28 protein-coding genes are annotated in these 25414 nt (G+C 62.7%); 21 read left to right on the forward strand and 7 right to left on the reverse strand.

Going from position 1 to position 25414, the window contains the following annotated elements; genetic code table 11:
* Nucleotides 1-5 precede the first annotated feature (5 nt).
* From ACIROY_RS02400 to ACIROY_RS02445, 10 genes are all read left to right on the forward strand, one after another.
* Nucleotides 6-797 (forward strand): sulfite exporter TauE/SafE family protein, encoded by a 792-nt coding sequence (locus ACIROY_RS02400; protein ID WP_402339326.1) that lies wholly within the window; start codon nt 6-8, stop codon nt 795-797.
* A complete protein-coding gene (locus tag ACIROY_RS02405) occupies nt 794-3310 on the forward strand; it encodes a heavy metal translocating P-type ATPase (RefSeq protein ID WP_402339328.1) in 2517 nt (838 codons plus the stop codon). Before ACIROY_RS02400 ends, ACIROY_RS02405 begins: the two co-directional genes overlap by 4 nt.
* A gap of 2 nt (nt 3311-3312) precedes the next feature.
* Complete coding sequence (gene ccoS / locus ACIROY_RS02410; protein ID WP_402271585.1) at nt 3313-3513, forward strand: cbb3-type cytochrome oxidase assembly protein CcoS; 201 nt, start codon at nt 3313-3315, stop codon at nt 3511-3513.
* Nucleotides 3514-3620: 107 nt separating this feature from the next.
* Nucleotides 3621-5048 carry a cytochrome-c oxidase, cbb3-type subunit I gene (gene ccoN / locus ACIROY_RS02415; RefSeq protein ID WP_402271582.1) on the forward strand — a complete coding sequence of 476 codons (1428 nt, stop codon included), beginning with the start codon at nt 3621-3623 and terminating at the stop codon, nt 5046-5048.
* Between the two features lie 13 nt (nt 5049-5061).
* Nucleotides 5062-5676: a cytochrome-c oxidase, cbb3-type subunit II gene (gene ccoO, locus ACIROY_RS02420; protein WP_402271580.1), complete on the forward strand. Its 615-nt coding sequence runs from the start codon at nt 5062-5064 to the stop codon at nt 5674-5676.
* Nucleotides 5677-5685: 9 nt separating this feature from the next.
* A complete protein-coding gene (locus ACIROY_RS02425) occupies nt 5686-5880 on the forward strand; it encodes a cbb3-type cytochrome oxidase subunit 3 (protein WP_402271578.1) in 195 nt (64 codons plus the stop codon).
* Complete coding sequence (gene ccoP, locus ACIROY_RS02430; protein WP_402271577.1) at nt 5873-6811, forward strand: cytochrome-c oxidase, cbb3-type subunit III; 939 nt, start codon at nt 5873-5875, stop codon at nt 6809-6811. Before ACIROY_RS02425 ends, ccoP begins: the two co-directional genes overlap by 8 nt.
* Nucleotides 6812-6823: 12 nt before the next feature.
* A complete protein-coding gene (gene ccoG, locus ACIROY_RS02435; protein WP_402339330.1) occupies nt 6824-8212 on the forward strand; it encodes a cytochrome c oxidase accessory protein CcoG in 1389 nt (462 codons plus the stop codon).
* 17 nt (nt 8213-8229) lie between these two features.
* The gene (locus ACIROY_RS02440) at nt 8230-8748 is read left to right on the forward strand and encodes a FixH family protein (RefSeq protein WP_402339332.1); all 519 of its coding nucleotides are present in this window, start codon (nt 8230-8232) and stop codon (nt 8746-8748) included.
* A gap of 26 nt (nt 8749-8774) precedes the next feature.
* Nucleotides 8775-9044: a hypothetical protein gene (locus ACIROY_RS02445; protein WP_402271570.1), complete on the forward strand. Its 270-nt coding sequence runs from the start codon at nt 8775-8777 to the stop codon at nt 9042-9044.
* Here ACIROY_RS02445 and fnr read toward each other — a convergent pair.
* Nucleotides 9001-9765 carry a fumarate/nitrate reduction transcriptional regulator Fnr gene (gene fnr / locus ACIROY_RS02450; RefSeq protein WP_402271568.1) on the reverse strand — a complete coding sequence of 255 codons (765 nt, stop codon included), beginning with the start codon at nt 9763-9765 and terminating at the stop codon, nt 9001-9003. The two genes, ACIROY_RS02445 and fnr, sit on opposite strands and share 44 nt — an antisense overlap.
* Nucleotides 9766-9979: 214 nt before the next feature.
* Here fnr and ACIROY_RS02455 point away from each other — a divergent pair, with 214 nt between their 5' ends.
* The 5 genes from ACIROY_RS02455 (at nt 9980) to ACIROY_RS02475 (ending at nt 14256) form a co-directional block, all read left to right on the forward strand.
* Entirely contained in the window at nt 9980-10312 is a 333-nt protein-coding gene (locus ACIROY_RS02455; protein ID WP_402339334.1) for an ArsR/SmtB family transcription factor, read from the forward strand.
* A gap of 12 nt (nt 10313-10324) precedes the next feature.
* Nucleotides 10325-11440 carry an ACR3 family arsenite efflux transporter gene (gene arsB / locus ACIROY_RS02460; protein WP_402339336.1) on the forward strand — a complete coding sequence of 372 codons (1116 nt, stop codon included), beginning with the start codon at nt 10325-10327 and terminating at the stop codon, nt 11438-11440.
* Nucleotides 11437-11862: an arsenate reductase (glutaredoxin) gene (arsC, locus tag ACIROY_RS02465; protein ID WP_402339338.1), complete on the forward strand. Its 426-nt coding sequence runs from the start codon at nt 11437-11439 to the stop codon at nt 11860-11862. The genes arsB and arsC overlap by 4 nt, the downstream gene beginning before the upstream one ends.
* Entirely contained in the window at nt 11834-12565 is a 732-nt protein-coding gene (arsH, locus tag ACIROY_RS02470) for an arsenical resistance protein ArsH (RefSeq protein WP_402339340.1), read from the forward strand. Before arsC ends, arsH begins: the two co-directional genes overlap by 29 nt.
* A 101-nt stretch (nt 12566-12666) precedes the next feature.
* Entirely contained in the window at nt 12667-14256 is a 1590-nt protein-coding gene (locus ACIROY_RS02475) for a hypothetical protein (RefSeq protein ID WP_402339343.1), read from the forward strand.
* On the opposite strand, the gene ACIROY_RS02480 is transcribed toward ACIROY_RS02475, so the two are convergent.
* From ACIROY_RS02480 to ACIROY_RS02490, 3 genes are all read right to left on the reverse strand, one after another.
* Complete coding sequence (locus ACIROY_RS02480) at nt 14253-15212, reverse strand: alpha/beta hydrolase (protein ID WP_402339345.1); 960 nt, start codon at nt 15210-15212, stop codon at nt 14253-14255. The genes ACIROY_RS02475 and ACIROY_RS02480 overlap by 4 nt on opposite strands.
* 17 nt (nt 15213-15229) lie before the next feature.
* Nucleotides 15230-16939 (reverse strand): dihydroxyacetone kinase subunit DhaK, encoded by a 1710-nt coding sequence (gene dhaK / locus ACIROY_RS02485; RefSeq protein WP_402339348.1) that lies wholly within the window; start codon nt 16937-16939, stop codon nt 15230-15232.
* 89 nt (nt 16940-17028) lie between these two features.
* A complete protein-coding gene (locus tag ACIROY_RS02490) occupies nt 17029-17985 on the reverse strand; it encodes an AraC family transcriptional regulator (RefSeq protein WP_402339351.1) in 957 nt (318 codons plus the stop codon).
* 141 nt (nt 17986-18126) lie between these two features.
* Between ACIROY_RS02490 and ACIROY_RS02495 the strand changes: the two genes are divergently transcribed.
* Nucleotides 18127-18495: a hypothetical protein gene (locus ACIROY_RS02495; RefSeq protein WP_402339354.1), complete on the forward strand. Its 369-nt coding sequence runs from the start codon at nt 18127-18129 to the stop codon at nt 18493-18495.
* Between the two features lie 10 nt (nt 18496-18505).
* Here the strand turns inward: ACIROY_RS02495 and ACIROY_RS02500 are convergent, their stop codons facing one another.
* A complete protein-coding gene (locus ACIROY_RS02500) occupies nt 18506-19390 on the reverse strand; it encodes a LysR substrate-binding domain-containing protein (RefSeq protein WP_402339357.1) in 885 nt (294 codons plus the stop codon).
* 172 nt (nt 19391-19562) lie between these two features.
* Here ACIROY_RS02500 and ACIROY_RS02505 point away from each other — a divergent pair, with 172 nt between their 5' ends.
* Complete coding sequence (locus tag ACIROY_RS02505; RefSeq protein ID WP_402271548.1) at nt 19563-19850, forward strand: DUF1330 domain-containing protein; 288 nt, start codon at nt 19563-19565, stop codon at nt 19848-19850.
* 77 nt (nt 19851-19927) lie between these two features.
* On the opposite strand, the gene ACIROY_RS02510 is transcribed toward ACIROY_RS02505, so the two are convergent.
* Together ACIROY_RS02510 and kdgD are read right to left on the reverse strand one after the other, a co-directional pair.
* A complete protein-coding gene (locus ACIROY_RS02510; protein WP_116432724.1) occupies nt 19928-20386 on the reverse strand; it encodes a nuclear transport factor 2 family protein in 459 nt (152 codons plus the stop codon).
* Nucleotides 20387-20441: 55 nt separating this feature from the next.
* On the reverse strand, nt 20442-21353 hold the full coding sequence (gene kdgD / locus ACIROY_RS02515; RefSeq protein ID WP_265213560.1) for a 5-dehydro-4-deoxyglucarate dehydratase: 912 nt from the start codon (nt 21351-21353) through the stop codon (nt 20442-20444).
* 500 nt (nt 21354-21853) lie between these two features.
* Between kdgD and ACIROY_RS02520 the strand changes: the two genes are divergently transcribed.
* From ACIROY_RS02520 to ACIROY_RS02535, 4 genes are all read left to right on the forward strand, one after another.
* Nucleotides 21854-22702 carry an NAD-dependent epimerase/dehydratase family protein gene (locus ACIROY_RS02520; protein ID WP_402271545.1) on the forward strand — a complete coding sequence of 283 codons (849 nt, stop codon included), beginning with the start codon at nt 21854-21856 and terminating at the stop codon, nt 22700-22702.
* Between the two features lie 539 nt (nt 22703-23241).
* Nucleotides 23242-24036: an amino acid ABC transporter permease gene (locus tag ACIROY_RS02525; RefSeq protein WP_402271542.1), complete on the forward strand. Its 795-nt coding sequence runs from the start codon at nt 23242-23244 to the stop codon at nt 24034-24036.
* Complete coding sequence (locus tag ACIROY_RS02530; RefSeq protein WP_116432728.1) at nt 24033-24686, forward strand: amino acid ABC transporter permease; 654 nt, start codon at nt 24033-24035, stop codon at nt 24684-24686. The genes ACIROY_RS02525 and ACIROY_RS02530 overlap by 4 nt, the downstream gene beginning before the upstream one ends.
* A complete protein-coding gene (locus ACIROY_RS02535; RefSeq protein WP_402271539.1) occupies nt 24670-25398 on the forward strand; it encodes an amino acid ABC transporter ATP-binding protein in 729 nt (242 codons plus the stop codon). Before ACIROY_RS02530 ends, ACIROY_RS02535 begins: the two co-directional genes overlap by 17 nt.
* The last annotated feature ends 16 nt before the right edge of the window (nt 25399-25414 follow it).

The raw sequence follows: 25414 nt of genomic DNA on the forward strand, positions 1-25414 counted from the left end.
TCGCCATGACCGGCCTGAGTCTGATCCCCGTCTTCATGATCGGCCTGCTCGGCAGCGTACATTGCATCGGCATGTGCGGCGGCATCGTCGGCGCGTTCTCGATGGCGCCTGTGACGGTCCGGACGAAGCCGTTTCCCTTGGTGGTCAATGTCATGAAGAGCGAAGCCAACGGCACGCTGCTGTTGCGCACGCTCTCTTATAACCTTGGCCGCATCGGCAGCTATGCCGTCGCCGGGGCACTGGCGGGCAGCGTTGCCGGCGGCGCCCGGCTGCTGGCGGACATGCAGGTATGGCAGGCCGGCGCTTATGCGCTGGCGCACGTGATGCTGGTGGTCCTGGGGCTGTATCTGATGGATGCCTGGCGTGGTCTGGCCAGGGTGGAAGCATTCGGCAACATCCTTTGGAAACGCCTGCGGCCATTGACCGGCTTGCTGCTGCCTCTCGATAGCCCGTTCAAGTTGGTGCTGGCCGGCGGGCTGTGGGGTTGGCTTCCTTGCGGCATGGTCTACAGCGTGTTGCTGACGGCGTTGTTGAGCGGTTCGGCCCTGTCGGGTGCGGCGGTGATGCTGGCGTTCGGTCTCGGGACCTTGCCGGTGCTGCTGGCGGCCGGCATGTTCGGCGCGCAGTTGCGCGGCGTCCTGCAGCGACGCAGTGTCCGCTTGGCCAGCGGCATGGTGGTGTTGCTGTTCGGCGTGTTCGGCCTGCTGCGTGCGCAACATGGCCTCACGCCTGACTGGCTGGCGGCCTTGTGCATCACGCCCACGCATGTCGCGGGATCTGCGGCGGGGCAGCCATGATTGCCGTCGAGCGCGGCGTGAGGGACGTGATTGGCGGGGCCGATGCGGCCGGCACCGCCTGTTTCCACTGCGGCTTGCCGGTGGCTTCGGAAACGGCATGGCGCGTGACGATAGACGGCGCCGAGCGCGCCATGTGCTGCCCCGGATGTGAGGCGGTGGCACGCAGTATTGTCGATAGCGGCTTCTCCGATTACTACGCTTCGCGCACCGGCTTTGCCGCCACGGTCGACGAACGGGAGTTGATGCCGCCTGAACTGCTGCTGTACGACCATGAGTCCGCAGCTGCAAATTCCGCAACTTCGGCAACGGATGCGCATGCCGCAGCGGCGATCTATACGGTGTCCAATATTCGTTGCGCTTCCTGCATTTGCCTCATTGAGCTGCGTCTTGCGCGCGTGCCCGGCGTACTGAGCGCCGAGGTCAATGCGGTGACCGAGCGCCTGCACGTGCGCTGGCGTACCGATGCATGCAAGCCCAGCGACATCCTCGCCGCCATGCGGGCAATCGGATACCCGTCCTATCCCTACGATCCGGTGCGACACGGCGAGCAGTTGGAACGCGCGCGCAAGACGCTGTTCCGGCAACTCTTCATCGCCGGCTTGTCGATGATGCAGGTGATGATGTACGCCGTGCCCGCCTACCTGGCGGGCGAGGGCGGCATGGATGACGACATGGCAAGCCTGATGCGCTGGGCCGCCTTGCTGATGACCGTGCCGGCGCTGGTGTATTCGGCGCAACCGTTCTTCCTCGGCGCCTGGCGCGACATCCGCAACCGCGCGCCGGGCATGGATGTGCCGGTGACGCTGGGCATCATTGCCGCATTTGCTGGCAGTGCGCTGGCGACATGGCGCGGAGCGAGCGGGGGCGAAGTGTACTTCGACTCGGTGACGATGTTCATCTTCCTGCTGCTGTGCAGCCGATACCTGGAGCTGACGGCGCGGCGCAAGGCCGCTTCGGCGCTGGACCGGCTGCAACGGTCGCTGCCGTCATCGGCGCTGCGCGTACTGGCCTATCCGCAGCCGGATGCCGAGCTGGTGGCGGCCGCACGGCTGTGCGCGGGCGACGTCATCCTGGTCAGGCCCGGCGAGGCATTGGCAGCAGATTGCGTCGTGCTCGCAGGATCATCGTCGGTCGATGTGTCCCTGCTGACCGGCGAAAGCCGGCCGGTGCACAAGAAGGTCGGCGACGCCATCCCCGGCGGCGCCGTCAACATCGCACAGGCGCTGACCGCGAAAGTCGTGCGCACCGCCGGCGACAGCACGCTGTCGGCACTGGTCGGCCTGGTCAACCGGGCCGGGCAAGCCAAACCAAAACTGGCGCTGTGGGCCGACCGCGTAGCGGCTTGGTTCGTGGCGGCGCTGTTGCTGCTGGCGGTCGTGGTGTTTTGCGCCTGGTACGTGATCGACCCGGCGCGCGCGTGGCCGGTGGCGATTGCCGTGCTGGTGGTGTCCTGTCCTTGCGCCTTGTCGCTGGCGACGCCGACAGCCCTGGCGGCGGCCACTGATCGCCTGCTGCGGCAAGGCATCCTGGCAGTGCAGCCGCATGTGCTGGAAACGCTGCATCGCGCCACCCACATCGTGTTCGACAAGACCGGCACGCTGACCGTCGGCAAGCCCGCGCTGCGAGAGATTTTGAAGCTGGGCGCCTTGTCCGCGGCTGACTGCCTGCGCATTGCGGCCGCCATGGAGCGCACCAGCGCGCATCCGCTGGCGCAGACCATCCTGCAGGCGGCAGCGGAGCAGCAACTGCACGATATTCCGGAAGCAAGCACGCTACGCCATGCGGCCGGACAGGGTGTGGAAGCGACCGTTGACGGGGTGCTCTGCCGGCTCGGCAATTTCGCGTTCGTACACGCATTGATTCCGACTGCGTCGAGCATGCCGGCAGCCGATGCCGACGAGCAGGCCGAGGCCAGCTACGTGTTCCTGGCGTCGAGCAACGGTTGGCTGGCGCGCTTCGATATCGCCGACGCTCTCCGACCGGAAGCGCAGGCGGTGGTCGCGTATTTCCAGGGGCAAGGCAAGAGCCTGGTGTTGCTGAGCGGCGATCGCCATGAAGTGGCACAACACGTGGCCGACCGGCTCGGCATCCAGACTGCGCTCGGTGACTGCCTGCCTGAAAGCAAGCTGTCCTTCGTGCGAAGGCTGCAGCAGGGCGGCGCCATCGTCGCGATGGTAGGCGACGGCGTCAACGACGCCGCCGTGTTGCGCGCCGCCGATGTCTCCTTCGCGATGGGCAACGGCGCCGCGCTGGCGCAGACCAGCGCCGATTGCGTGCTGCTGTCGGGGCAACTGTCGGCGCTGTGCGAAGCCGATCGCGTCGCCACGAAGACGCTGGCCGTAATCCGCCAGAACCTGGCCTGGGCCACGCTCTACAACGCAGTGGCGATTCCGGCGGCGGCGCTGGGCTGGATCAACCCGTGGCTGTCGGGCGTGGGCATGTCGCTGAGTTCGGTGGTGGTGGTGCTGAACGCGCTGCGTCTGCGCCGGGCCGGGAAAGGGACGGGGAACTGACGATGGAAGCACTCTACCTGCTGGTGCCGCTCAGCATTGCCATCGTGTTCGCGGCGATCTGGCTGTTCTTCCGCATGTCCGACGACGGCCAGTTCGACGACCTGGTGAGTCCGGGCTGGCGCATCCTGCAGGATGACGACAAGGCGCCGCCATCGTCCATGGCGAGTGAAATTCCCCTTGAGGACGACGCCGTCTCCCATTGATGCCGGTCCTTTTGATGCACATCAAGGACAGTGACGGCGGATAAAACTACTCTCTCCCCATCAACATCGCCCATGGTCGACATGGGCGAAAAATTCCGGGAGAGGGTGTGGACAAAGAACTCAATTACAACTACAGGATCGTGAAGCAGTTCACGATCGCCACCGTGGTGTGGGGCGTCATCGGCATGCTGGCCGGCGTCTTCATCGCAGCGCAGCTGGCATGGCCGGCGCTCAACTTCGACATTCCCTGGCTGACCTATGGTCGGCTGCGGCCGCTGCACACCAACGCGGTGATCTTCGCGTTCGGCATTTGCGGACTGTTCGCGACGTCTTACTACGTCGTGCAGCGCACCTGCCAGGTCCGGCTGTTCTCGGACAAGCTGGCCGCCTTCACGTTCTGGGGCTGGCAACTGGTGCTGGTATCAGCTGCAATCACCTTGCCGATGGGATTCACGCGCGGCAAGGAATACGCCGAACTGGAGTGGCCCATCGCCTTGCTGATCACCGTCGTGTGGGTCAGTTACGCGGTGGTGTTCTTCGGCACCCTGATCAAGCGCAAGGTCAAGCACATCTATGTCGCCAACTGGTTCTTCGGCGCCTACATCATCGCGGTGGCGCTGCTGCACGTCGTCAACGGCGCCGCCATGCCGGTGTCGATGTGGAAGTCCTACTCGGCCTATGCCGGTGTCCAGGATGCCATGATCCAGTGGTGGTACGGTCATAATGCGGTCGGCTTCATCCTGACCGCCGGCTACCTCGGCATGGTGTATTACTTCATCCCCAAGCAGGCCGAACGTCCGGTGTACTCTTACCGGCTGTCGATCGTGCACTTCTGGGCGCTGATCTTCACCTACATGTGGGCCGGTCCGCATCACCTGCATTACACCGCGTTGCCGGACTGGACCCAGTCGATCGGCATGGTGTTTTCGCTGATTCTGCTGGCGCCGTCGTGGGGTGGGATGATCAACGGCATCATGACGCTGTCGGGCGCGTGGCACAAACTGCGTTCCGATCCGCTGCTGAAGTTCATGATCGTGTCGCTGTCGTTTTATGGCATGGCCACCTTCGAAGGCCCGATGATGTCGATCAAGACCGTCAACTCCTTGTCGCACTACACCGACTGGGGCATCGCCCACGTCCACTCGGGTGCGTTGGGTTGGGTCGGCTTCATCACCATGGGTTCGATCTATTACCTGATCCCGCGCATGTCCGGCAAGCGCGAGATGTGGAGCGTGCGCCTGGTCGACCTGCATTTCTGGGTGGCCACCATCGGCGTGGTGCTGTACATCGCCTCGATGTGGATCGCCGGCGTGATGCAAGGACTGATGTGGCGCGCGGTCAATGCCGACGGCACGCTGACCTACACCTTCGCGGAAGGCGTCAAGGCGACCTATCCCTACTATGTAGTCCGCTTCACCGGAGGCCTGTTGTATCTGACCGGCATGGTGATGATGGCCTACAACACCTTCATGACCATGCGGGACGGGCAGCCGGTTGAGGCACGCATCCCGGCATTGTCCACCACCCACGCATGAGCAGGAGCATCGAATGAAATTTTCCCATGAATGGATCGAGAAGAATCCCTGGCTTCTGATCGCGCTGGTGGTGCTGGTGGTCAGCGTCGGCGGTCTGGTGGAGATCGTGCCGCTGTTCTTCCAGCGCTCGACCACCGAACCGATTGCCGGTCTGAAGCCGTACTCGCCGCTGCGCCTTGCAGGTCGCGACGTCTACATCCGCGAAGGCTGCTACAACTGCCACTCGCAGATGATCCGGCCGTTCCGCGCCGAGACCGAGCGCTACGGTCACTACTCGGTGGCGGGCGAGTTCGTCTACGACCATCCGTTCCAGTGGGGCTCCAAGCGCACCGGGCCCGACCTGGCGCGCGTCGGTGCACGCTACAGCGACGAATGGCATCGCATCCACCTGAACAATCCGCGCGACGTGGTGCCAGAATCCAACATGCCAGGCTATCCATGGCTGGCCAGGACCAAGCTCGATCCGAAGAGCATCGCGCCCAAGATGCGCGCGCTGCATCGCCTCGGCGTGCCGTACTCGGACGAAGAGATCAACGCCGCATCGGCCGAACTGGTCGACAAGACCGAGGAAGACGCACTGATCGCGTACTTGCAAGGCCTCGGCACGCAAATCAAGACAAGAAACTAGGGGAAACAAATGGCTATCGACAATTTCACGATCCAGGCCAGCAGCGTGATGACGGTCATCAGTCTGACCACGTTCATCGGCATCCTGTGGTGGTCGTTCAGCAAGCGCCGTGACGACGATTTCGCGGAGGCAGAGCGCATCCCGTTTGCCGACGACTTCATGGACGCGCCCTCGGCAGAAGCCTCGGAGAGCCGCCATGTCTGATTTCACGAGCGGGTTCTGGAACATCTACATTACTGGCCTCACCATCATCAGCATCATCGGCTGCGGCGTGCTGCTGTGGTCGCAGTCGAAGGTCAAGGTCGAGAAGAAGCCCGACCAGGATCCCGCGACCGTCGGCACCACCGGCCATGTCTGGGACGGCGACCTGACCGAGCTCAATACACCCATGCCGCGCTGGTGGATGTGGCTGTTCTACCTCACCATCGTGTTTGCACTGGTCTACCTGTACCTGTATCCGGGGCTGGGTACGTACGCCGGCAAGCTCGGGTGGAAGTCCAGCGAGGCCTACCAGGGCGAGTTGAAAAAGGCCGACGCCGACTACGGTCCGCTGTTCAACAAATACCTGCAGCAAGACATCAAGACGGTCGCCGCGGATCCGCAAGCGCATGTGATGGGCGAACGCCTGTTCCTGACCTACTGCGCGCAATGCCATGGTTCGGACGCGCGCGGCAGCAAGGGCTTTCCTAACCTGACCGACAAGGACTGGCTGTACGGTGGCGATCCGGAGGTGATCAAGACCACCATCCTGCACGGCCGCAACGGCCAGATGCCGTCGATGGCGGCGGCGCTGGGTTCGGACAAGGACGTCGAGAACGTTGCGCACTATGTCCTGAGCCTGTCGGATTCGACGCATGATCCGATCAAGGCGGTGTTCGGCAAGTCCAAGTTCGCGGTCTGCGCCGGCTGCCACGGCGCCGGCGGCACCGGCAACCAGGCGCTGGGTGCGCCCAACCTGAGCGACAAGATCTGGCTGTATGGCGGCGGCGTCGAAACCGTCATGGAAACCATCCGCAAGGGCCGCAACAACACCATGCCGGCATTCGAGAGTTTCCTCGGCGAAGCCAAGGTACACGTGCTGGCCTCCTACGTCTGGAGCCTGTCGAACGCGCCGTCCAACGCTGACCAGAAGTAGGGACGCACGACCATGGACAAGCCGCCGCCGGACATTGCCGTCGTCAAGATGTACGCCGCCCGCGAGGACATCTATCCGCGCGAGATCAAGGGGCGATACGCCAGCCTGCGCTGGGTCTGCCTGTGGCTGACCCAGCTGGTGTTCTACGGCGTCCCGTGGCTGCAGTGGAACGGCCGCCAGGCGGTGCTGTTCGATCTTGGCGCGCGCAAGTTCTACATCTTCGGCATCGTGCTGTGGCCGCAGGATTTCATCTACCTGGCGGCGTTGCTGATCATCTGCGCCTACGCGCTGTTCCTGTTTACGGCAGTGGCGGGGCGCGTGTGGTGCGGCTTCTCCTGCCCGCAGACGGTCTACACGGAAATGTTCCTGTGGATAGAGCGGCGCATCGAAGGCACGCGCAGCGCGCGCATGCGGCTGGACCGCCAGCCGTGGGGGGCGGAGAAGTTGTTCCGGAAGGGCTCCAAACACGCAGTGTGGATTGCGTTGTCCTTGTGGACCGGCTTCAGTTTCGTCGGCTATTTCACACCTGTCCACTACCTGATGCACCTTGTCACCTCGCTGTCGCTGGGGCCGTGGGAGACGTTCTGGATTCTGTTCTACAGCTTCGCCACCTATGGCAACGCCGGCTGGATGCGCGAGCAGGTGTGCAAGTACATGTGTCCGTATGCCCGCTTCCAGAGCGCGATGATCGACAAGGACACGCTGATCATCACGTATGACCGCGAGCGCGGCGAACCGCGCGGCGCAAAAACCAAAGCAGCGCAGAAGACCGGCGATTGCATCGACTGCTCGATGTGCGTGCAGGTTTGCCCGACCGGCATCGACATCCGCAACGGCCTGCAATATGAGTGCATTGGCTGCGCCGCCTGCATCGACGCCTGCAACGGCGTCATGGCCAAGGTCGACTTGCCACCCGGGCTGATCCGCTATTCGACCGAGCGCGCGCTGACCTTGCATTTGTCGCTGCAGGAAATGCGCCGGCGCGTTTTGCGGCCGCGCGTGCTCGCTTACACGGCGCTGCTGGTGTTGATCGTGGCCGGATTCTGCACTGCGCTGGCGCTGCGCACGCCGCTCAAGCTCGACATCATCCGCGATCGCGGCATGATGGCGCGCGAAGTCGAAGACGGCATGATCGAGAACGTCTACCGGTTGCAGATCATGAATACCGGCGAGACGCCGCATCGGTTCCGCATCAGCGTGTCCGGCATTGCCGGCATCACCCTGGCAACGCCGGCCGAGATCGACATTGACGGCGCCGCCACACGGGCCGTCCCGGTGCGGGTGCGGGTGCCGCACGGCGCGGGTGAGCACGGCACCAACAAAGTGGCGTTCGAACTGAACGCCGTCGACGATCCGCTGTTGCAGGTGCAGGAAAAAGCAGTCTTCTACGTGCCGCGCTGACAATGAAAAGGAACATCATGCAAGCTACTCCGACAATGCGCCCCTGGTACACGCACCGCTGGCCCTGGCTGCTGATGCTGGGTCCGGCGCTGGTGATCGTGGCCGGCTCCTTCACGATCTGGCTGGCGGTGACGCGCGAGGATGCCATGGTGGTGGGCGACTACTACAAGGAAGGCCGCGCCATCAACCAGGACTTGCGTCGCGACCGTGTGGCGACCTCGCTGGGCGTGGCGCTGCATCTCGCTTATGACGCCGCCTCGGGAAAACTGATCGGCAACGTAAAGACCCATGCCGGACCGCTGCAAGGCAAGCTGCAATTGCACCTGGCGCATCCGACCCGGCCCGAAAAGGACCTGCGCCTGCCCATCGAGACTAACGAGCGCGGCGACTTCAGCGTCGCTTTGCCGATGCTGGAACTGGCGCGCTGGCAGGTGTTGCTGGAGAACGATGCGCGCGAGTGGCGCGTGGCGGGTGTCTGGCACTGGCCGCAGCAGCGCATGCTGGACCTGATCGCGGACCAGCCGGCGGCCGGCTGAAAACGGAATTCACGAAGGAGATTGCCATGCAACGCATCGTGCCGAATATCCTGTGGGCCTCGTTCCTGGCGGCGATCGCAGCGGAGGGGTGTTTCTTTGCCTGGTTCGATCCGAATGAATTGCTGAATCTTGCCGACCAGCGCGAGCGGCTGGCGGCTTATACGGTGGGATTCTTTTTCCTGTGGCTGTTTTGCGCGCTGTCCGCCGGGCTGGCATTCCTGCTCAACCTGCCGGGCCAGCGCGAGTATCTGGTCAGGCCATCGGACAAGTCTCGGTCCCGGCGGCAAGAGCCTTGATGCGGACCGGGTCGAGCAGCTGGATCTCGCGCTTGTCGACGCCGAGCCAGCCGAGCTTGCGGAACTTGGAGACGAGCCGGCTGATGCTTTCGATGGTCAGGCCGAGATAGTTGCCGATGTCTTCGCGCGACATGCGCAGCTGGAAACTGGTGGAAGAATAACCGCGCGCCGCATAGCGCGACGACAGGTTGATCAGGAAAGCGGCGAAGCGCTGTTCCGCGCGCATGTTGCCGAGCAGGAGCATGGCGTTCTGCTCGCGGGTGATTTCCTGGCTCATGATGCGGTGGAAATGGCGCAGCAGCATCGGGATCACGCCAAACAATTCCTCCAGTCGCTGGAACGGAATCTCGCACACTTCGCTGTCTTCCAGCGCGGCGACGTCGCAATGATGCTTGTCGGTGCTGATGGCGTCCATGCCCATGAGTTCGCCGGCCATCTGGAAGCCGGTGATCTGCTGTTCGCCGCCGGCATTAAGCTGGTAGGTCTTGAAATGGCCGAGCCGAATCGCATACAGATTCTTGAACGGGTCGTCCATGCGATACAGGCTCTCGCCGCGCGCCACCCGGCGGCGACGGCCGATGATCTGGTCCAGCCGGTTCATGTCGGAGTCGTCCAGTCCCATTGGCAGGCACAGCTGGTGCATGCTGCAATTGACGCAACTGGTCTTCATCGCGTGGAGGGGCGACGGCAAGGGCCGCTGGATCTGTTGAAGCTCGCTCATGGCAGTGGACGTGTGGACGCCTGTCGTTGTTTTGCCAAATATAGCGCAGGGCGAAGCCCGGGAGACAGCGTACGGCGGGGTTTCTGGACACTCCTTGATCTGGATCAAGCAGCGCGTGGTTAATCGGTCGGGCCCGGATGGCACGATGATCATGTTGCTTGCATCAATCCAATAATTCAATAATAATTGAATTATTGAATTGATCGAGATCGCCATGGACAACAAAACCGCCATCACCGCGCTGGCCGCGCTCGCCCAGGAGTCGCGCCTGGCCGCGTTCCGCCTGTTGGTCCAGGTGGGACCGCAAGGCCTGGCCGCCAGCAAGATCGCCGAGCAGCTGGAGGTGGCGCCGTCGGCGCTGTCCTTCCACATGAAAGAACTGTCGCATGCCGGCCTGGTCACTGCACGCAGCGAAGGGCGCTTCGTCATCTATTCGGCGAATTTCGACCGGATGAACGGCCTGCTTGGCTTCCTCACCGAGAACTGCTGCGGCGGCAATGTGTGTTCGCCGGTGCAGGAATGCCGTCCCGGTGCGGAAGAGAAATAGGGCGGAACAGTCATGAACATCCAATCTGAACTTGCCGCCCCTGAGAAGGCGGCGGTCATCCCGCTGAGCCTGTTCGAACGTTATCTGACGCTCTGGGTGGCGCTGTGCATCGTCATCGGCGTCGTGCTGGGGCAGGCCTTCCCGTCGACCTTCCGGATCATCGGCGGCATGGAAGTGGCCCGCGTGAACTTGCCGGTTGGCGTGTTGATCTGGGTGATGATCATCCCGATGCTGCTCAAGGTCGACTTCAGCGCCTGGCGCCAGATCGCCGGACACGGCCGCGGCATTGCCGTGACGCTGTTCGTCAACTGGGCTGTCAAGCCGTTCTCGATGGCCTTGCTCGGATGGCTGTTCATCCGGCACTGGTTCGCGCCGTATCTGCCCGACACGCAGCTGGATTCCTACATCGCCGGGCTGGTATTGCTGGCGGCGGCGCCGTGTACGGCGATGGTGTTCGTCTGGAGTCGCCTGACTGGCGGCGATCCTTATTTCACCTTGTCGCAGGTGGCGATGAACGATCTGATCATGGTGTTCGCCTTTGCCCCCCTGGTCGGCCTGCTGCTGGGCGTGTCGAGCATTACCGTGCCGTGGGCCACGCTGCTGACCTCGGTCGGACTCTACATCGTCGCGCCCGTCATCATCGCGCAAGTCTGGCGCCGGTCGCTGCTGCGTGGCGGGCAAGCGCGGCTGGATAGCGCGACTGCACGCATACAGCCGTGGTCGGTTGCGGCGTTGCTGGCGATGCTGCTGTTGCTGTTTGCCTTCCAGGGCGACGCCGTGATCAGGCAGCCGCTGGTGATCGCCTTGCTGGCGGTACCTATCCTGATCCAGGTCCTGTTCAATTCCGCTCTGGCGTATTGGCTCAACCGCGCGGTGGGCGAAAAACATGCGGTGGCATGTCCTTCGGCGCTGATCGGCGCTTCCAACTTCTTCGAGCTGGCCGTTGCCACCGCGATCAGCCTGTTCGGCTTCGAATCCGGCGCGGCGCTGGCGACGGTCGTCGGCGTGCTGATCGAGGTGCCGCTGATGCTGCTGGTGGTCGGCGTCGTGAACTGCACGCGGGGCTGGTACGAGGACGGCCCCGGAGCATCTTCGCTTAAACACCATTCAACCCGGGAGCCATTATGACCATACGCATTTATCACAACCCCGCCTGCGGCACCTCGCGCAATACGTTGGCGCTGATACGCAATTCAGGAGAGGAGCCCGAGGTCATCGAGTACCTCCTGCATCCGCCATCGCGCGAAACCCTGCTCGCCCTGATCGGTGACGCGGGCCTCACCGTGCGTGACGCGATCCGCCAGAAGGGGACGCCTTATGCCGAACTCGGCCTCGACAATCCGCAGCTGAGCGACGACCTGCTGCTTGACGCGATGCTGGCGCAGCCGGTGCTGATCAACCGGCCCTTCGTGGTTACGCCAAAAGGCGTGCGTCTGTGCCGCCCCTCGGAGCTGGTGCTGGACATTCTCCCCAATCCGCAGCAAGGTCAGTTCACCAAGGAAGATGGTGAAGTCGTCATCGATGCGGAGGGACGCCGTGTCGCTTCCTGATCTGCCCAACATCGACGCCGCACTGTTCCATACGCCGCAGGCGAGCGACTTCGCTGCAGTCGGTCGCGCCACGCATGCGCCGCGCTTTCTGCTGCTGTACGGATCGCTGCGCGAGCGTTCCTACAGTCGCTTGCTGACGTTGGAAGCGGCGCGTTTGCTGCAAGCCATGGGTGGTGAAACGAAGATTTTCGATCCACATGGTTTGCCATTGCCCGACAGCGAGCCGGAGACCCATCCCAAGGTGCAGGAGTTGCGCGAGCTGGCGCAATGGGCCGAAGGTATGGTGTGGTGCTCGCCCGAACGGCACGGCGCCATGACCGGCGTCATGAAGGCGCAGATCGACTGGATCCCGTTGTCGTCCGGCGCCATCCGGCCGACGCAGGGCAAGACGCTGGCAGTGATGGAAGTCTCCGGCGGATCGCAGTCGTTCAACGCCGTCAACCAGATGCGCATCCTGGGACGCTGGATGCGCATGCTGACCATCCCGAATCAGTCGTCGGTGGCCAAGGCATTCCAGCAATTCGACGAGTCCGGCCGCATGCATCCTTCCGCGTACTACGACCGCGTGGTGGATGTGATGGAAGAGTTGATGAAATTTACTTTGCTGACACGCGACGTCTCGCCAACGCTCGCAAATCGTTACAGCGAGCGGAGGGAGAGTGCGGAGATGTTGAGCAAGCGGGTCAATCAGGGCACCATCTGAAATTGCGAGCATAAAGTTCCAGCAGCATCGACCGTAAAGCAGCTAGCGGATGTCCTGATCCCGGATGTCCATTTACCACTTCTTTGCTGTTACTTGTTGCCATGACAAACTTATCCGCAGTGAGCACCTCGGTGCCGGTCACGCCGGTGACGACGACACGCAACGCCTCGGCTCAGAGCGCGGCGTCGAACCAGAGTCTCGCGCAATCCTATACGTCCGTTACGCTGGGCGGCAGCAATGCGGCCGCGAGCGCGCAACTGTATTCCATGTCCGGCACAGCGCCTTCGACGGACAAGACGCCTTCGTGGCTGAACAAATCCAACGACGCCGTCAGCACCATGATGGCGGGGAATTTTTCTTCGTCATCGCTGGGCGCCCGGTTCAAGGGACTCGGCGCGGCGCTGCTCAATCGCTTCGATAGCGACGCAGGCAATTTCTCGCAATCGGTGGTGGCGCTGCCGGCCGGCACGCCGAAGGGATCGGCGTTGGAAACGACGTTGCGGGCACAGACCGATGCCCAGAGCGACAACAAGATTTCACTGACCATCGTGACGGCTTCCGGCGCGCAGGTCGACCTGACGTTGTCCAATCAGGAAGACGGTCTGTCGGTGCAGGTGCAGGTCAGCAAGGGCAAGCTGACCGACGCCGAACGCGGCGCGCTGCAAAAGCTGTCGGACGGATTCCAGACCGCCATCGACGGCATTGCCGCCAGTCCGCCGAGCCTGAAGCTGGATGGCCTGACCCAGTTCGACACCAGCCTGTTGGCGTCGGTAGACCTGCATGCGAGCGTGCAGGTCGGCGGGCAGTCGCAGACCATCGACTTCCATGCCGACAGCAAGCAGCGCACCGTGAGCGCGGCCGGACCTGCGGGTACGCTCAAAGTCAGCGTCGACCTCAGCAACCTGGCTATTGTCGGCACGGCCAAGCAACAGGGCGAGGCCATCAAACGTTATCTGAAGCAATTCGACGACGCACAGAGCCGCGGTCATGGCGACGCCTCGCTGGTGGCCATGTTCAAGGATGCTTTCAAGGAAATGAACAGCAACGTCACCAACGCAGCGCAACAGGCGCGCGCGCAGTCGCCGGCGGCGATCTGGCTCAACAAGGCCGATCAGAGCATGACCACCGGGCTGGCGGATTTCAGCGCCTCGATGACGCAGGAAGTGACGTCGCCGAACCCGGCGCGTCAGAATGAAAACGACACCTTCTCGTACCAGACTTCACAGAGCAGCAATGTCAGCGGCAATGGTCAACTCAACCGCGCCATCACGCAGCAGCAGGAGTCGCATCTGAGCGCGAGCTACCACGAGTCGCTGTTGGCGGACGTGCCGCTCAGGCTGACCACCGACAAGAATTCGCAGAACTACACGTATCACCAGATCAAGGACGACGCCAGCAGCAAGGCCACCATCGCCTACGACAAGGGCGTGCTGGTCAAGGCCTCGCTGCAGCAGTCGGCCAGCCAGTCGACGCGCGTGCAGAAGTACATCATGGGTGAGATGATCAGCGATCAGACCACACCGCAGAATGCCACGCTGTCGCGTGACTTCCTCGACCTGCTCAAGCCGCTGCAAAAGAAAGAGGGCGCCACCAGCGCAGCCGATATTTCCAAACTCGATCAGGCGCTGGCGACCATCAATAATCTGGTCTATCTGCAACCCGATCCGCTGACACTGCGCAGCGAGCGCTAGTTCGCGTCCGCTGCGGCGGCGATAGTTTGCAGGAAGGCGACGGCGGCCTGTTCCAGTTGGGCGATGCCGGGTTGCTCGATGGGGAAGTGGCCGCAATTGTGGAGCAGGACCAGCTCCTTGCGTCCCTTGATGCGATCGAAGAACGGCCGGCTCGAGGCGATGGTGGTCCATTGATCGGCGGCAGGATGCGCGAGCAGCACGGGACAGGCGTCGAAGTCATCGGGTTCGACGTCCGGTTTCACCGTAAATATCGACGCCATGAATCCGACCGGCACGCGCGCGCCGCCGCCGCAAGGATCGGCCGCCACCAGTCGGGCCAGCGTCCGGTCGTTGGACATGGCGTGCATCTTCGTGAACCATTTGACCGGTAACCGGAGTCTCCCGCCGAGTGCGGCGAATACCGGCATCAGCGGCATCAATCCATGGCGGACCAGCGCATTGCGCGCGAACTGTTCTTTCGTCAATTCCAGACGCGGATCGGCCAGCGTCGTGGCGATGACGCCGGCAATCGCGCCGCGCGGCATTTTCGCTGCACACAAATAAGCCAGATATCCGCCCAGGCTGCCGCCGAACAATACGATGCGACGGCTGCTGCGTTGACGTTCGGTAGCTGCAATGTCGGCCAGCAAATCAACCCAAGCGTCGTAGCGAATCAATTTGGACGGCGCATCGCTGAGTCCGTAGCCGGGCAGGTCGGGTGCAATCACTTCATAACCTGCCTTGTGCAGCAACAGCGCCAGCGGCGCGAACAGGCGACCGTAGCCGCCGCCGCCATGCGCCAGGATCACGGTCAGCGGCGCGTCGTCGCGGCGATAGCGATCCAGGTGGATATCGGCGCCGCGCCAATGCAGCCATTCCTCGTCAGGCGCATTGGCGGCGTCGACGCGGGCGTGCGGCGGAAAGAAGCGCTGATACTGCTGCCAGTAAGTGATCGCGCGATAAGTCTTTTTCTGCATGCGCGTGCCGGTGTCAGTCAGCGCGAAGCAGCCAGCGCGTCGCGCACCGCCGCCAGCCACAGGGCCACGGCATGGGCGCCCGGATCGGCGAAACCCAAGGCACGGTCGCCCAGGTAGCTGGAGCGGCCACGTTTGGGCGTCATCGAGGCGGTCTTTGCGGCGCCGTCAACTGCGGCGTCCACGGCCGCACTGATTGCCGCGTCTTCATTTTTGCCGCTGTCGAGCGCAGCTTGCAGCGCCTGTGCGGCAGGGTGCAGTGCATCGATCATGGTGCGGTCGCCGGGATGTGCGCCGCCCAGCTCCGAAACGCCTTCGACTGCCGCGCTGAAGGCGGCACTCCAGGCGCGCACGTCATTTGTTTTTACATTGTCGAGCGTCGCCGCAGCGCGCATCAGCAGGATGGCGTAAAGCGGGCCGGAGGTGCCGCCGACCACGCGGCGGATGGTCGCCGACATGGCGCGCAGCACCGCGGCCGGATCAGTTTCTGCGGGCCATTCGTCGATTTCGTCACGGATGCCTTGCGCCGCGCGCGTCATGCTGATGCCGAGGTCGCCGTCGCCGACGCGCTGGTCCATGTCGGTCAGTACGGCTTCGGCGCCGGTCAGGCAAGCGCAGACGGCTTCAATGACCCGACGCAAGCGCGCATCGGCGGCCATGCGGTCGCTGCGTTTGGCATGGGGTGCCGCCGGAGCCGGTTTTACCGGCGTTTTTGCCAGATGGCCGCCCAGCGTCGGCCAGGCGCTGGTGAGCGCGGGTGCGTCGAGCAGGCTGAGGAGCTGGTCGTGCACGCGCACGACGGTCAGCGATATGCCGGCCATGTCGAGCGCACTGAGGAAGGTGCCGGCCCAGGCGCGCTCGACTTCGACGCCGCGTGTACGAAGGTCGCGCAGGGCGGCGTCGGCGACGATGTCCAGCTCACTGGCGGGCGTGCCGCCGAGGTTGTTGACCAGCAGCGCAACACGGTCGCCGCGCTGGAGCTTGAGGTCGCCGGCGATCTGTTGCAGCAGGCGCGCTACGATGGCGTCGGCCGGCACCAGCGCGCCGCGTTCGATGCCGGGTTCGCCGTGGATGCCCAAGCCCCATTCGATTTCATTGTCGGCCAGCGTGAAGCCGGGCTTGCCGGCGGCGGGCACGGTACACGGCGTCAGCGCCACGCCCATGGTGGCGAGCGCGGCGATGGTGTCGCGCGCGACCTGGGCTACTTCAACCAGCGATGCGCCTTGGGCGGCAGCGGCGCCGGCGATCTTGTGGACCAGCACCGTGCCGGCCAGGCCACGTCGTCCGGCATGTTGGCCGTGGGCGGAGAGGGCGACGTCGTCGGCCACGATCACCATCTCGACCGGGATGCCTTCGGCGCGAGCGATCTCGGCGGCAAGGCCGAAGTTGAGGCGGTCGCCGGTGTAATTCTTGACGATCAGCAGCACGCCCGCCGGACCGGCCACCGCGCGGATGGCGTCGAGCACGGCATCGGTCGAGGGTGAGGTGAAGACTTCGCCGGCGACAGCCGCGCTCAGCATGCCGGCGCCGACATAGCCGCCATGTGCCGGTTCATGACCGGCGCCGCCGCCCGAGATCAGCGCGACTTCGCCGCGCGACGCCGCCTGCGCCGCATCGGCGCGCACCACGATGGTCTTGCCTTGCAGCAGCGCCAGATGCGGATTGAGCGCGACCAGGCCGTTGAGCATGTCGGGCACTACTTGCGAAACGTCGTTGATGAGCTTTTTCATGGGTCTCCAGTCGGTGAAAGTGGGGCGGCTGTTCTTGTTTTTGCTCGCCTTGGGGATGCAGGGATTCTATGCGATTCGGGACAATCGTTTCAGGAGGCCTCGGCGACAACCTGTTTTGCCTGGCGCCGATAGCGTCCGGGGCTGACGCCGGTGCGGCGCTTGAAGGCCTTGTTGAAGGCGGCCTCGGATTCGTAGCCGACGACTGTGGCGATCGCCGCCAGCGCTTGCTCCGAGTGGCGCAGCATGCCTTGCGCGCGGAACATGCGCCAGTGCGCGAGGTAGTCCAGCGGCGGCCGGCCGACCTTGTCGCGGAAGCGCTGGGCGAACGCCGAACGCGACATCCCTGCGGCTACCGCCATCGACTCGACCGTCCAGCCGGCGGCAAGGTCGCGATGCACCAGCCGCAGCGTGGCGCCGATCTTGTGGTCCGCCAGTGCTGCCAGCCAGCCGGTGGCGCCGTCCGTCGCCAGGGATTGGACATGAGCGCGCACCGCCTGCGCGAACAGGATGTCGGCGAGGCGGCTGACGATCAGCCCGGAACCGAGGCCCGGTTGGCTGGTTTCCAGCGCCAGCAACTGCAGCGAAGACTGCAGCACGCGCGTGCGTGCGTCGTCCATGCGGACATGCAACAGCGGCGGCAATAGTTCGAACAGCGGGCGTGCGCCGTGCGGATCGACGTGGAACCAGCCGCTGAGTACGGTTGCCCGGTCTTTTTCATTCCTGCCCCCTTCGTCTTTATCGCCGATCACGACCACGCCGTCCACGCTGTTGCGCACGGCATCGACGCAATTGATGGTGGGCGAACTGAGCTCGTCCTGCAGCGTATAGGCGGCGCCCTGCGGGATGAAGAAGCAATCGCCCTCGGCCAGTTGCACCGGCTCTGCGCCGTCCATGCTCAGCCAGGCGCGGCCACGCAGCATCAGGCCGAAGCGGGTGGTGCCGTCGATACGGCGCGTATGCAGGCCCCACGGGGCGGTTGCTTCGAGCCGGGCGTGCAGGGCTTGTTCGACGCGCATGGCGGCGAAGACTTCATCGAGCGGATCCATGGCGGACAATGATTTGGACGAACGGACAATAAATATACCCGGTCAGGCATGGTTCGTCTTGTTCCTGCCATTTAGGATGGCGCATCGATCAAGGGTCCGGAAATTCTCCGGTCTCGTCGGCACCTTTTTCAGGACGTCAAGATGACCCTTCAGGCACAAGAACTGGCGGACCGTTATGCGGCCGCATGGAATCAACCGGACGCCACGATCCGCGCCGCCGAAATCCGCGCCTTGTGGACGGAGAACGGCGAACACTATGTCAAGGAGCGCGAAGTCCGCGGCTACGAACAACTGTACGTGCGCGTGGCCGGCTCGTACGAAAAGAACGTGCTCGGTAACGGCTTCCGCTTTCGCGCTGCGCGCGATGCCCGGAAGCTGCGCGACGTGGTGACGTTTCATTGGGAAATGATCCGGCCGCAGACCGGCGAGGTGCTGGCGACGGGACTGGAAGTCTTGCGGCTTGATGCCGACGGAAAAATTCTGGTCGATTACCAGTTCATTGTGGGGTGACCGGAAACGCTCACCCCAGCCGCTCCAGCACGAAGTCGACGAAACTGCGCACCTTGGCGCTGGGACGGTTTTCCGGCCGGCGCACGATGTGCAGTGCCCGGGTCGGCAGTCGCCAGTCGGGCAGCAAGGCTGTCAATCGGCCGGCGGCGATGTGTTCTTCCAGCAGGGTATCGGTCTGAACGAGTACGCCCATGCCGGCCAGCGCCGCCGCCAGCAACGCCTGCCCGTTGTTGCTGGCGAAGCTGCCTTGCACCGGCACGTGGACAGTCTCGGCGTCGCGGCTGAAGCGCCATGTATGGCCGGGTTCCAGCGCGCCGAAGATCAGGCAGTCGCGGCGAGCGAGATCGTCCGGATGTCCCGGCGTACCGCGGCGCGCCAGGTAGGCCGGGCTGGCCGCGATCAGCATGCGCGCCGGTCGCAGCGGCCGCGCGATCAGGCCATCATCGGATAGTGGGCCGGAGCGCACCGCGACGTCGACGGCTTCTTCCGCGAGGTCAACCACGCGGTTGTTGAGCGCCAGATCGATGTGAACCTGCGGATGGATGGCGGCATATTCGCCGATCACCGGCATCAGTCGCTGCAAACCATAGGAAACCGGGGCGCTCACGCGCAGCACCCCCTGCGGCACGGCGCGCAAGGTCTCCGCCACGCGGTCGGCATTGTCCACGCTGGCCAGCACATCGCGGCATAACTCCAGGTAGCGCGCGCCGATTTCGGTCAGGGCCTGTTTGCGGGTGGTGCGCTCCAGCAAGCTCGCCCCCAGTTGCTGCTCAAGCGTTCGTACGTGTTTGCCCACCATGACCGCCGAAATATCGAGTAGTTGCGCCGCGGCGGCAAAGCTCTCTGCCGTCGCCGCCGCCACGAATACTTCCATGCTGCGTAGTTTATCGCTCATTTTTATCGCCCATTTTGTGCTCTTCTCCGCAGTATTCCGAACTAAAAGTTCTGAATGATCGAATAATTATGCCATTTATCGGTTCACGGCTTCTATTGATAATGGCCCCAAGACGATCTCGCCGCCATCCGGCAGGCGGGAAGTACGTCGGTTTTTCGACAGGAGAGCAAGCATGGCTGCCTATGCAATCGGCGCGCTGACAGTGCGCAATACGGACTGGCAAAAGGAATATGGTGAAAAGATGGCGCTGCTGATCAGGAAGTACGACGGCAAGGTTATCGCCAAATCGGCGCCGCAGGTGCTGGAAGCGGTGAATCCCACGCCCGATGCGGTGGTGGTGATCGAGTTTGCCTCGGCTGAGCAGGTGCAAGCTTGGTACGACGATCCGGATCATGCGCCGCTGAAGCAGCTGCGTCGCAGCGGCAGCGACATCGATTTGTTGCTGGTCAAAGGCCTGTAACACAGGCGACGCCCATAAAAAAACCGAAGCCGAAGCTTCGGTTTTTCATTTCAGCATGTCAGCGTTGCAGACCAGGATCAGGTCGGCGCCGCAAACCGCACTGCCTGGCGCGCCAGCAGACGCCATTGGCCGCCGGTCTTTTTCCAGACCATCAGGATCTTCAGCGACACGTTGCCCGGCTTGCCTGAGTCGTTGGTCGCTGCCGTCAGCGTGTGGCGGACCACGGCGACGTTTTCCTGGACGTTGACGGTTTGCGCCGTCAGGTCAATCTTGACGAAGGTCGATTCGCCGCTGACCAGTTGGCCGATGAATTCAGCCTTGGTCTGCACCACGCCGTTCGAGTGGCCGTAGCTCAGTTGCTCTTCGGTCAGCGCATCCAGTGCGCCGCGGTCGATCTGCGACGTCATTGCCACGCGCAGCTTTTCAACCGCTGTCGCCACTGCCTGTTCGTCGGCGCTTGGGGCAGCCGCTGCGCCTTGGGCGATCACCATTGAGCACACCATGGCGCTGGCCAGATACATCCATTTCCTGAACATCTTGTCTCCTTGAGTAGTTGTGGTTGGGTAAGACTGATCATGGCTTGTTGTTCTGTCATTGCGGACCCAGCTTGGCGATCAGCGCGCCGAGTGCTTCGCATTCCGCGGCGTTGAGGTCGGTCAGCGGTGCGCGCACCGGACCGGCATCGTGGCCGACCAGGCGGGCGCCGGCCTTGACGATGCTGACCGCATAGCCTTGCATGCGGTTGCGGATCTCCAGGTAGGGCATGAAGAATTCGCGCAGGAGGTGATGCTGGGTGGCGAGGTCGTCTGCGGCGACGGCGTGGTAGAACTCCATCGCGGTTTTCGGGATGAAGTTGAACACCGCCGACGAATACACCGGCGTGCCCAGCGCCTTGTAGGCCGCAGCATAGACTTCGGCCGTCGGCAGGCCGCCGAGGTAGGCAAAGCGGTCGCCCATCTTCATGTAGATCGAGGACATCAGTTCGATGTCGCCGATGCCGTCCTTGAAGCCGACCAGGTTCGGGCAACGCTCGGCCAGGCGCGCCAGCGTGGCGGGCGTCAGGCGGCATTGGCCGCGGTTGTAGACGATGACGCCGAACTTGACGCTCTTGCACACTGCTTCCACGTGTGCAGCCAGGCCATCCTGGCCGGCTTCGGTGAGGTAGTGGGGCAGCAGCAGGACGCCGTGGGCGCCGGCTTTTTCCGCGGCCTGGGCGCATTCGATGGCGTAGCGGGTCGGGCCGCCGGCGCCGGCGATGATCGGCACCTTGCCGCGGCAGGTGTCCACCGCGGTCTTGATGATGGTCGGGTATTCGTGACCGGTCAGCGAGAAGAACTCACCGGTGCCGCCGGCGGCGAACAGTGCGCTGGCACCGTAGGGAGCCAGCCATTCCAGCCGTTCGGCGTAGCCGCGCGCATTGAAGTCGCCGTTGGCGTCAAAGTCGGTCAGGGGAAACGAAAGCAGGCCGGAGCCCATGATGGTTTTAAGTTCTTGTGGCGTCATGATGGCGTGAAGTTGGCTGAAGAAGTGTCTCGGGAAGGCGTTGTTATTGATGCGTTACTATTATTTGTTATCAGTCATCATACAATGTGAATTCTGAATTTGCCAATGGCTACTTGCAACTATTTTTGAGAACAGTGGGCAGGAGCGGAGGAGGAACGGAAGGCGTTGTGCATCGCGGTGAAGCGGTCCGAGATTACGGATTCATTCATTCTATTTCACTTTATATATCTTCCTCAATGCATTGTATTTAAACGACTATTATTATTTAAAATAGTTAATGTAATTTCTGAAGAGTGCGATTTTTTTGATGCTGTTCTTGGTTATCTTCTGCTGCATTGCGAAACGAATTATTTTTTGAATTTTCAACGACTTCGTTTGACAAGGAAACGAGGCGAAGTCGATAATCCTTGCTTTCGTTATAAGACAACGTATCACGCGGCGCAACATTTCCACCCGTTGGAGCAGCGCGCCGCCACAGACTGATCAATTGGAATACAACCATGGCCGACCAAGCATCACGGGCAGCAGAAGACAAGAATCAACCCAAACTGGGCCGCCTGTTGCTGACCGGCGCTGCCGGCGGCCTCGGCAAGGTACTGCGCCCGCGATTGGCGGCGTTTGCCGACGTGCTGCGGGTATCCGACCTGGGCGCCGCCCTGGGCAACGATGCCGCGCCGCATGAAGAAGTGGTGGCCTGCAACCTGGCCGACCGTGCGGCCATGGATGCCCTGATCGCCGGCTGCGACGCCATCGTCCATCTGGGCGGCGTGTCGGTCGAGCGGCCGTTTGAAGAAATCCTGGAAGCCAATATCAAGGGCGTGTTCCACGTCTATGAAGCGGCGCGCCGCCATGGTGTCAAGCGTGTAGTGTTCGCCAGTTCCAACCATGTCACCGGCTTCTATCGCCAGGATGAGCGCATCGATGTGCGCGACCTGCGCCGTCCGGATGGTTATTACGGCCTGTCGAAGTCCTATGGCGAAGACATGGCGCAATTCAATTACGACCGCTACGGCATCGAGACCGTCAGCATCCGCATCGGCTGGTCGTTCCCGGAACCCAAGGATCGCCGCTCGCTGGCCAGCTGGCTGAGCTACGACGACCTGACCGAACTGATGCGCTGCTGTCTGTTTACGCCGGATGTCGGCCACACCGTCGTATATGGGATGTCGGATAATCCATCGACCTGGTGGGATAACCGCTACGCCGCGCATCTCGGTTTCAAGGCGCGTGACACGTCCGACATCTTCCGCGCCAAGATCGAGGCGCAGCCGCTGCCGCCGGCCGATGATCCGGTGCGGGTCTATCAGGGCGGCATCTTCACGGTTACCGGTCCTTTCGAGCCGAAGTAACAGATATCGGGATTGCAGCAAGGTAACGCGAAAACGCAAAAAAAGTTATCGCGCCCGGTTCTACATTCTGGATTGTATGTTATCGTACATCTATGTTATCTTTGCTGCCGCCTGAAGTTCGGACGCCGCGAAATAGAGTGAATGCAGCCGTGAAAGCCATGGTGCAAACGGGCGCCTGAACAGGTTGCGACAAGAGATGACGGCAATAGCAATAACGAGCAACACAGGCTGGTAACAATACAGCCGCCTTGTCCGGCAACCCGGCGGAGACAGCGCAACGCGCCGGCGTTTGACAAGGTGAAGGGAGACGGTAGTAGTGACGGTGAGCGACAGTAAGCAAAAACAATAACGCACACACCGCAGGCAGCGACGCTATCGCAGAGGGTGCAGCACAGACCTCGCTGATGACGCCGCAAGCTCAGGGAAAAATCGATTAGTTTCGTTCCACGGTGGATCGCCTTGTTGTCGGTCGGCTCCTCGTGTCCTCCACTGTCATTACATCGCCGAACTAAACGCCACGTATAAAGGGCATCATCGGCATGGGTTTTTCACTTAATTTCGCTCCTCTGGCGCCATACTGGCCGGTCTTCCTGACCGGCGCGTGGCTGACGCTGAAGATGACGACGGTCGCCATTGTGGTCGGCGTCTCGATCGGTACGCTGATCGCCTTCCTCAAGCGCGGCAGCAATCCTTATATCGCCAAAGCCTGTTCCGCCTATATCGAGGCGGTCCGCAATACGCCTTTCCTGGTGCAGATTTTCTTGCTGTACTTCGGCCTGGCCAGCCTCGGCATCCACATGCCGACGTTTGCCGCTGCGGTGCTCGCGATGATCATCAACATCGCCGCCTATGCCGCTGAAATCATCCGCGCCGGCCTGGAATCGGTGCCAAAGGGCCAGATCGAAGCAGCCGAATGCCTCGGCCTGTCGCGCTGGCGCATCGCGTGGCACGTGATGCTGCAACCGTCGATCGAGCGCGTCTATCCGGCGCTGACCAGCCAGTTCCTGCTGATGATGCAAGCCTCCGCCATGGCTTCGCAGATCTCGGCCGAAGAACTGACCGCGATCGCCAACACCGTGCAATCCGACACTTTCCGCTCGCTGGAAACCTATATCGTCGTCGCCTTCATGTACCTGGCGCTGTCGATCCTGGTCAAGCTGCTGGCATGGGGCTTCGGCGAGTACCTGTTCAAGCGCCGCCGCATCATCCGCCGCGCCGCGCTGGAAGCCGCTCGCCGCCGTCCGCCTGCGATTCCGCCGTTCAAGCCGGGTGTCGCGACTGCAGCCGCTACAGCTACGAACACGACTAACACCACCAACGGGAGCGCATCATGATCGGCAGTTTCTCCTGGGGACATTTCTTCTATCTGGTGCAGTCGATCTGGTGGACGCTGGTGCTCTCCGGCCTGGCCTTCATCCTCGGCAGCATCGGCGGGTTCGGCGTGATGCTGGCGCGCATTTCGCCGCGCCGCTGGCTGTGGATGCCGACACTGGTGTACATCGAGTGCATTCAGGGCATTCCACTGCTGATCCTGCTGTTCATCGTGTATTTCGGCCTGTCGGTGTACGGTTTCGCCTTGCCGGCTTTGGTGGCCGCGGGTCTGGCGATGATGGTCTACACCAGCGCCTATCTGGGGGACATCTGGCGCGGTTGCGTCGAAGCCATGCCGCGTCCGCAATGGGAAGCCGCCGAATGCCTGTCGCTGACGCGCTGGCAGACGCTGCGCCTGGTGATCATTCCGCAGGCCTTCCGCCTGTCGCTGCCGCCGACCGTGGGTTTCCTGGTGCAGGTCATCAAGATGACTTCGCTGGCGTCCGTAATCGGCTTTATCGAACTGACCCGCGCCGGTCAGATCATCAACAACTCAATTTTTCAGCCTTTCCTGATTTTCAGTCTGGTAGGGGCGTTCTATTTTGTACTGTGCTACCCGCTCTCGCGCTGGAGTGAATCGATGGAGAACAAGCTCAATGTCAGCAATCGTTAAACTAGATCAGATTTACAAGAGCTTCGGCTCCAACCAGGTACTGAAGGGCGTTTCCTTCGAGGTGCAAAAGGGCGAGATGATCGCCATCATCGGCGCCAGCGGCTCCGGCAAGAGCACCGCGCTGCGCTGTATCGACCGCCTCGAGAAGATCGATTCCGGCACCATCGAAGTCTGCGGCATGCGCGTCGACGACCCGGCCATCGACCTGCACAAGCTGCGCCAGGAAGTCGGCATCGTGTTCCAGAGCTACAACCTGTTCCCGCACCTCACGGTGCAGGAAAACATCATGCTGGCCCTGCGCCACGTCAAGCAGCAGCCCAAGGCGCAAGCTTTGACCGTGTCCATGGCGGCGCTGGAGCAGGTCGGCCTGGGCAACAAGGCCGATGCCTATCCCGAGCAACTGTCGGGCGGCCAGCAACAGCGCGTGGCGATTGCCCGCTCGCTGGCGATGTCGCCCAAGGTCATGCTGTTCGACGAAGTCACCTCGGCGCTCGACCCGCAACTGACCGGCGAAGTGCTGCGCGTGATGGAAGACCTCGCCGCCGGCGGCATGACCATGCTACTGGTCACGCACGAAATGGCCTTCGCCAAGCGCGTGGCCGACCGCATCATCTACATGCATCAGGGCACCGTATGGGAAGTCGGCCCGGGCGAGATGCTGGACAACCCCAAGACACCGGAATTGCATGCCTTCCTGAACAACGGCCTGTAATTCCTACGTAGCTTTT

Source organism: Herbaspirillum sp. NPDC101396, assembly GCF_044767365.1.
In the GTDB taxonomy this organism is placed as follows: Bacteria; Pseudomonadota; Gammaproteobacteria; order Burkholderiales; family Burkholderiaceae_D; genus Herbaspirillum.

Excerpts from the sequence above, each read along its gene's own strand:
- fnr (WP_402271568.1), bottom strand. The coding sequence starts at position 9,765 with ATGAGCGAGCTTCAACAGATCCAGCGGCCCTTGCCGTCGCCCCTCCAC.
- ACIROY_RS02405 (WP_402339328.1), top strand. The coding sequence starts at position 794 with ATGATTGCCGTCGAGCGCGGCGTGAGGGACGTGATTGGCGGGGCCGAT.
- ccoP (WP_402271577.1), top strand. The coding sequence starts at position 5,873 with ATGTCTGATTTCACGAGCGGGTTCTGGAACATCTACATTACTGGCCTC.
- ACIROY_RS02535 (WP_402271539.1), top strand. The coding sequence starts at position 24,670 with ATGTCAGCAATCGTTAAACTAGATCAGATTTACAAGAGCTTCGGCTCC.
- ccoS (WP_402271585.1), top strand. The coding sequence starts at position 3,313 with ATGGAAGCACTCTACCTGCTGGTGCCGCTCAGCATTGCCATCGTGTTC.
- arsH (WP_402339340.1), top strand. The coding sequence starts at position 11,834 with ATGCGGAGGGACGCCGTGTCGCTTCCTGATCTGCCCAACATCGACGCC.
- ACIROY_RS02475 (WP_402339343.1), top strand. The coding sequence starts at position 12,667 with ATGACAAACTTATCCGCAGTGAGCACCTCGGTGCCGGTCACGCCGGTG.
- ACIROY_RS02445 (WP_402271570.1), top strand. The coding sequence starts at position 8,775 with ATGCAACGCATCGTGCCGAATATCCTGTGGGCCTCGTTCCTGGCGGCG.
- ACIROY_RS02425 (WP_402271578.1), top strand. The coding sequence starts at position 5,686 with ATGGCTATCGACAATTTCACGATCCAGGCCAGCAGCGTGATGACGGTC.
- dhaK (WP_402339348.1), bottom strand. The coding sequence starts at position 16,939 with ATGAAAAAGCTCATCAACGACGTTTCGCAAGTAGTGCCCGACATGCTC.
- ACIROY_RS02500 (WP_402339357.1), bottom strand. The coding sequence starts at position 19,390 with ATGAGCGATAAACTACGCAGCATGGAAGTATTCGTGGCGGCGGCGACG.
- ACIROY_RS02520 (WP_402271545.1), top strand. The coding sequence starts at position 21,854 with ATGGCCGACCAAGCATCACGGGCAGCAGAAGACAAGAATCAACCCAAA.
- arsB (WP_402339336.1), top strand. The coding sequence starts at position 10,325 with ATGAACATCCAATCTGAACTTGCCGCCCCTGAGAAGGCGGCGGTCATC.
- ACIROY_RS02455 (WP_402339334.1), top strand. The coding sequence starts at position 9,980 with ATGGACAACAAAACCGCCATCACCGCGCTGGCCGCGCTCGCCCAGGAG.
- ccoO (WP_402271580.1), top strand. The coding sequence starts at position 5,062 with ATGAAATTTTCCCATGAATGGATCGAGAAGAATCCCTGGCTTCTGATC.
- arsC (WP_402339338.1), top strand. The coding sequence starts at position 11,437 with ATGACCATACGCATTTATCACAACCCCGCCTGCGGCACCTCGCGCAAT.
- kdgD (WP_265213560.1), bottom strand. The coding sequence starts at position 21,353 with ATGACGCCACAAGAACTTAAAACCATCATGGGCTCCGGCCTGCTTTCG.
- ACIROY_RS02505 (WP_402271548.1), top strand. The coding sequence starts at position 19,563 with ATGGCTGCCTATGCAATCGGCGCGCTGACAGTGCGCAATACGGACTGG.
- ccoG (WP_402339330.1), top strand. The coding sequence starts at position 6,824 with ATGGACAAGCCGCCGCCGGACATTGCCGTCGTCAAGATGTACGCCGCC.
- ACIROY_RS02440 (WP_402339332.1), top strand. The coding sequence starts at position 8,230 with ATGCAAGCTACTCCGACAATGCGCCCCTGGTACACGCACCGCTGGCCC.
- ACIROY_RS02495 (WP_402339354.1), top strand. The coding sequence starts at position 18,127 with ATGACCCTTCAGGCACAAGAACTGGCGGACCGTTATGCGGCCGCATGG.
- ACIROY_RS02510 (WP_116432724.1), bottom strand. The coding sequence starts at position 20,386 with ATGTTCAGGAAATGGATGTATCTGGCCAGCGCCATGGTGTGCTCAATG.
- ACIROY_RS02490 (WP_402339351.1), bottom strand. The coding sequence starts at position 17,985 with ATGGATCCGCTCGATGAAGTCTTCGCCGCCATGCGCGTCGAACAAGCC.
- ACIROY_RS02530 (WP_116432728.1), top strand. The coding sequence starts at position 24,033 with ATGATCGGCAGTTTCTCCTGGGGACATTTCTTCTATCTGGTGCAGTCG.
- ACIROY_RS02400 (WP_402339326.1), top strand. The coding sequence starts at position 6 with ATGACCGGCCTGAGTCTGATCCCCGTCTTCATGATCGGCCTGCTCGGC.
- ACIROY_RS02480 (WP_402339345.1), bottom strand. The coding sequence starts at position 15,212 with ATGCAGAAAAAGACTTATCGCGCGATCACTTACTGGCAGCAGTATCAG.
- ACIROY_RS02525 (WP_402271542.1), top strand. The coding sequence starts at position 23,242 with ATGGGTTTTTCACTTAATTTCGCTCCTCTGGCGCCATACTGGCCGGTC.